The sequence below is a fragment of the Mesorhizobium sp. M1E.F.Ca.ET.063.01.1.1 genome (assembly GCF_003998155.1).
In the GTDB taxonomy this organism is placed as follows: domain Bacteria; phylum Pseudomonadota; class Alphaproteobacteria; order Rhizobiales; family Rhizobiaceae; genus Mesorhizobium.
Window position 1 is genome coordinate 1 of sequence record NZ_RZSC01001564.1, and the last position, 485, is coordinate 485.

1 protein-coding gene is annotated in these 485 nt (G+C 58.8%); it reads right to left on the minus strand.

The genetic code is table 11. The features are described 5' to 3' along the window. On the minus strand, positions 1-311 hold a 311-nt coding region (locus tag EOA29_RS39800), incomplete at its 3' end, for a rhomboid family intramembrane serine protease (protein ID WP_145970178.1). Positions 312-485: the final 174 nt, after the last annotated feature.

Here is a 485-nt window from a genome sequence, read left to right on the forward strand (position 1 = left end):
AGCCAGACCATATTGACCAAGAGATGCGCCCAACTGCCATGCATGAACGCATAAGTGAAAGGCTGAACCAGCAAATAGACGCTTGGCGGGTAAAGACCCGAATAGAAAGCCGGCGTGAAGGCGAAGGTCGAGACAAACGTGTCGTCTTGCGCTGGCGTGAGAAGATAGTTTTCGGCCAGATAGACGACGAGGCAAATCGCAACTACCGCCTGCACCACCGGCGGCAGGTTGAATACCGGCTCGCGGCGCGGTTCCGGCGCCTCCTCATGCGGCTGCGGTTCGGGTTCAGTCGGGCTTACCGGTTCGCTCATGCGGCCCTGCAGTTGGCTGGAGACTCGATTTTCGGGCGAGCATGTAGTTCACGCCTGATCGAATCACAAACCGCGAATCGCCACAGCCCCGAATCGGAAAGAGGGCGAATCAAAGAAAGGCCGTCCAGGGTTTCCCCTGAACGGCTGGCCGAGTCCCCTGCTCCCCGAAAACTC